We start from the raw sequence: 5254 nt of genomic DNA, 5'->3' as shown, positions 1-5254 counted from the left end.
ATATATCATCTCGTATTAGCATACCTTTCGGTATGTTATCCGTGTGTACAGGGCAGGTTACCCACGCGTTACTCACCCGTCCGCCGCTCTTCTCCGAAGAGAATCGCTCGACTTGCATGTGTTAGGCACGCCGCCAGCGTTCATCCTGAGCCAGGATCAAACTCTCAAATAAAAGTTGTCCATCGCTCAGCTATCATTATCTGAATATCTGGCTTGGTTGTTTGTTGTTTAATTCTTTAAAAAGAATTTTTATAATTAACCTACTGTTTAATTTTCAAAGTTCTTAATTTGTTTTGTCCGTTTCTCAAGGACAAGTAATACTTTATCATCTAATTATACTATCGTCAATAGTTTTTTTTATTTTTTTAATTATTTTTTTATTTTACTTTATTTAAAAAAGTAATCAACAAGTTATCAACACTTTTATCCACATTATCTACAGTTTTAAACTTATTTATACGCCTCATTTTATCAGTATTATCCACATTATCCACCAATATTATTGATATATTAACATTTGTCTTATAATTTTCGATAATTCCTCTTTTTTATATTTATTCAAACAAAAATGGATATAGAATTTTTTACATAATTCTATATCCATTTCTATTTTATACACATTATTTAGCTATATCTAAATCTTCTTTCATATATTCTTCATGTAAATATATATTTTTAAATTCTAGCGTCTTCTTTACATCAATTATTCTTTGATTTGATGAACCTCTAAATTTAAGACTTATATCCCTTTTAGCTTCTATAAATCTTCCATCTACTAATACATCTATATTTCTAAGTAAATTTAAATTGTTAAAATATGAAGGATTCTTTTTATCTACAAGCTCTTCAAATGTATATCCTGTATAAGCCCATACATCCAGATTATTTGCTTTACACACTTTAGCTACTTCAATTAAAGCTTCACTTTGCATAAATGGCTCTCCTCCAGATAAAGTAACTCCTCTGTGTAATTTTAACTTTTGTATATCCTTAGCTATATCATCAATGTCAGCTTCATAACCTCCACATAAATCATGTGTTTGTGGATTTTGGCACCCTTTACAATTATGATTACATCCTTGTGTCCATATAACAGCTCTTAATCCAGGTCCATCTACTATACTATCAAAAGTAATTGGTGAAGCTAATCTTATCTTCATGTAAATTACCCCCACTAAATATTAATTATGTTTAACTCTATCTCTTACTTCTGCCTTTTTAGCATTATTGAATCTATCTACTGTACCTACTAAGTATCCAGTTATTCTTCTTATTCTTTCAAATCCTATCTCTCCATCTGACTCTTTTCTTCCGCATGCTGGACATACATCACCTGCAATAACTCCAGAGTATCCACAAACTGGATCTCTATCTAATGGATGATTTATACTACCATATCCTATTCCTAGTTCCTTCATAGCTCTTATAATAGTTTCAAAAGCTTCTAGATTATTAGAAGGACTTCCATCTAGTTCTATATAAGTTATATGTCCTGCATTAGTTAATTCATGGTATGGAGCCTCTATTCGTATTTTATCAAAAGAACTTAATTTATGATAAACAGGAACATGGAATGAATTTGTATAATATTCCTTATCTGTTATTCCTTTTATCTCGCCATACTGTTTTTTATCTATAGCTGTAAATCTTCCTGATAGACCTTCAGCGGGTGTAGCTATTAATGAGAAGTTTAATCCATATTTATCACTAGCTTTTTCCATTCTTTCTCTCATATGTGTTATTATTTCTAATCCTAGCTTTTGAGCTTCTTCACTTTCTCCATGGTGTTTACCTATAAGAGCTATTAAACATTCTGCCAAACCTATAAACCCTACTGTTAATGTTCCTTGTTTTATGACTTCTCTTAATGTATCATTTGGACCTAATTCATCAGATCCTTTCCATACATTTTGTCCCATTAAGAACGGGAAGTTTTTAACTTTCTTACTAGCCTGTACTTCAAATCTCTCAAGTAATTGTTCTATAACTAAATCTATCTTTTCGTCTAATTCATTATAAAATCCTTGTACGTCCATAGCTTGTCCATTCAATGAACCATGTTTAATACCTAGTCTAGGTAAATTTATTGTTGTAAATGATAAGTTTCCTCTTCCACTTACTATTTCTTCTCCACATACATTTCCAACAACCCTTGTTCTACATCCCATATATGTGGCCTCAGTTTCTGGTCTTCCTTCTACATAGTACTTAGCATTAAAAGGAGCATCTAAAAAACTGAAATTAGGGAATAGTCTTTTAGCTGATACTCTACATGCCAACTTAAATAAATCGTAATTAGGATCTTTTGGATTTAAATTTATTCCCTCTTTTACTTTAAATATTAATATAGGGAAGATCGCTGTTTCTCCATTTCCTAAACCTTTTTCTACTGATAGTAATAAGTTTTTAATAATTAATCTTCCTTCTGGTGAAGTGTCCGTACCAAAGTTTACACTAGAAAAAGGAACTTGTGCTCCTGCTCTTGAATGCATAGTATTCAAATTGTGAATAAAAGCTTCCATAGCCTGATAAGTATTTCTATCTGTTTCTTTACGAGCTTCCTTCAAAGCAAACTTTTGTACCTTATCTGCAACTTTAGAATCTATATTAAACTTATTCATTAGTTCTTCTTTTTCTAGTTCTATATATGGCTTTTCTATATTTATACTAAGCTTAGTGTTTGTTTGTTCTTCTACATAAGTTACCATTTCCTTAACCTGTTCTAAAACTTCTATATCTTCATATAGTTCTAATGCTTTAGCCATATTATTAGCATATAATTTTTTAAAAGTTTTATATACACCCTCAGCTAAGCCATAATCAAAGAATGGTATACTTTGACCTCCATGCTGGTCATTTTGATTACTTTGTATTGCTATTGCTGCTAGTGCTGCATAACTTATAATATCATTCGGTTCTCTTAAGAAGCCATGTCCTGTAGAAAATCCATTTTTAAATAATTTTATTAAATCTATTTGGCAACAAGTCAATGTTCCCATATTTAAAAAATCCATATCGTGTATATGTATATCTCCATTATCATGAGCAAAAGCATGTTCTGGCTTTAATATATGAGTTTTACAAAATTCCTTTGATACTGTACTTCCATATTGAAGCATAGTACCCATAGCTGTATTACCATCTATATTTGCATTTTCTCTTTTTATATCAGCATCATCAGCATCAGCAAAAGTTATTTGCTCTATTGATTTCATAAGTCTTGATTTAGAGTTTCTTATTCTATTTCTCTCTGTTCTATAGACTATATATTCTTCACTAGTTTTTGCATGTCCTTTTTCTATAAGAACTTTTACAACCGCATCTTGTATATCTTCAACTCCAGGAGTATTATTTGCATATCTTAAATTTAAAAGTTTAATTACATCTTGAGTTAATAATTCTGCTAAATGATAATCTGCTTTACTATTTTCTCTTTCAGCCACTTTACTTGCAGCTAAAAATATAGCTCTAGTTATTCTGTCAGAATTAAAAGGTATCACTCTTCCATCTCTTTTTCTTACTGTTTCAATCACAATAAAAATCCCCCTTCATCACAACATATTGTATTTATAAATTAACGCACCCACTATATATAGTATCTTAGGATGAAAAAAATCCCCTTTAACTAAGTTAAAGGGAAGTCTATAAATTATTACTCTATAAGGTTACCAAATTTGTACATAATCGTCAAATGTCCTCTAAGCATTGGAATTACTATCTACTTTTTTTGAACGTTAGTATTTGTAATACATTCAAATTTTTAAAAATTTTTTACATTTCATATCAATTTTTTGCAGAATTTTTTATTTAAATATTATATAAATTACTCTATTATTCTAAATTCATATATAATATAATTATCTATTTCGAAGAGGAGGTATCGTGCAATGCTATCTAATAGATTAAATAACATTACACCATCTTATACAATTGGTATAAGTACAAAAGTTCGTAACTTAAAATCAGAAGGTAAAAATATTATAGATTTAAGTATAGGTGAGCCAGATTTACTTGTACCTTATAAAGCTAAACAATACGGTGTAGATTCTCTTAATAATGATCTTACTAATTATGACTTAGTTCCTGGTTTAAAAGTGCTTAGAGAGCAACTATGTAATAAACTTAAAACTGAAAATAATTGTAATTATGATATAGATGAAATAGTCGTATCTAGTGGAGCGAAACATGCAATAACAAATACATTATTAGCTCTTGTAAATCCCGGAGATGATATACTTGTACCTAAACCTTATTGGGTTAGTTATCCTGAAATGATAAAGCTAGTTAATGCTAACCCTATATTTGTGGATACAAATAAAGAAAATGACTTTAAACTTACAAAAGAAATACTAGAGAAATATATAACTCCAAATACTAAAATGCTATTTTTAACTAATCCTTCAAATCCTACTGGAGCCGTATATACAAAAGAAGAATTATTAGAAATAGCTACGGTATGTTTAAATCATAATATATATATATTAGCTGATGAAATTTATGAAAAAATCTGTTATACAGATCAATTTGTTTCTGTTGCATCTTTAAGTAAAGATATAAAAAACATAACAATAACTATAAATGGTTTTTCTAAATCATTTGCAATGACAGGGTTAAGAATTGGGTATTCTGCAAGTAATAAAAAAATTGCTAAAGCAATATCTACTATACAAGGACACTTAGTATCTCATCCTTCTTTAACAAGCCAGTATGTAGCTTATGGAGCTTTAAAAGATTGTCCTGAATATATTGATGAAATAGTTAGTATATATAAATCTCGTAGAGATTTGGTTGTTGATATATTAAACAAATCTGATAAATTAGGTTATGTAACTCCAGATGGGGCATTCTATGTTTTTATCGATTTGTCAAAAGTAAAAGAATCTCTAGATTATAAAGATAGTTTTTCTATAGAGTTTTGTAATAGATTATTAGATGAATATCAAGTTGCAGCCGTTCCAGGAATAGCATTTGGTATGGATAACTATATAAGAATTTCTTATGCATGTAGTGAAGATAATTTTACTAAAGGTTTAGAAAGAATAATCAAATTAGCAGAATCTTTATAAAAAAATAACCCTTACCAAATTGGTAAGGGTTTATTTTTTATTTTTCAACATAAAAAAAGATTACGTGGCTACGTCCTACTCTCCCAGGCAGCTTCCCACCAAGTACCATCGGCGCTAAAGAGCTTAACTTCTGTGTTCGGAATGGGAACAGGTGTATCCTCTTTGCTATAATAACCACATAATCTTTA

3 protein-coding genes and 2 rRNA genes are annotated in these 5254 nt (G+C 29.7%); 1 reads left to right on the top strand and 4 read right to left on the bottom strand.

Going from position 1 to position 5254, the window contains the following annotated elements:
• The 3 genes from H8891_RS14800 to H8891_RS14790 all read right to left on the bottom strand — a co-directional run.
• A 16S ribosomal RNA gene (locus H8891_RS14800) occupies positions 1–172 on the bottom strand; the annotation flags it as partial.
• A 448-nt stretch (positions 173–620) separates the two neighbouring features.
• Positions 621–1160, bottom strand: coding sequence for an anaerobic ribonucleoside-triphosphate reductase activating protein (gene nrdG / locus H8891_RS14795; RefSeq protein ID WP_147548230.1), 540 nt, complete (start codon positions 1158–1160; stop codon positions 621–623).
• A 21-nt stretch (positions 1161–1181) separates the two neighbouring features.
• Positions 1182–3533, bottom strand: a complete 2352-nt coding sequence (locus H8891_RS14790) for an anaerobic ribonucleoside triphosphate reductase (protein WP_187007000.1) — start codon at positions 3531–3533, stop codon at positions 1182–1184.
• Positions 3534–3887: 354 nt separating this feature from the next.
• On the opposite strand from H8891_RS14790, the gene H8891_RS14785 reads away from it, so the two are divergent.
• Positions 3888–5066: a pyridoxal phosphate-dependent aminotransferase gene (locus tag H8891_RS14785; RefSeq protein WP_187006999.1), complete on the top strand. Its 1179-nt coding sequence runs from the start codon at positions 3888–3890 to the stop codon at positions 5064–5066.
• 62 nt (positions 5067–5128) lie between these two features.
• Here H8891_RS14785 and rrf read toward each other — a convergent pair.
• Positions 5129–5245 (bottom strand): 5S ribosomal RNA (gene rrf / locus H8891_RS14780).
• Between the last annotated feature and the right edge of the window lie 9 nt (positions 5246–5254).

The sequence above is a fragment of the Paeniclostridium hominis genome (assembly GCF_014306135.1).
Classification (GTDB): domain Bacteria; phylum Bacillota; class Clostridia; order Peptostreptococcales; family Peptostreptococcaceae; genus Paraclostridium; species Paraclostridium hominis.
The sequence above is the reverse complement of the archived record's forward strand: the minus strand, read 5'-3'. Positions and strand labels throughout refer to the sequence as shown.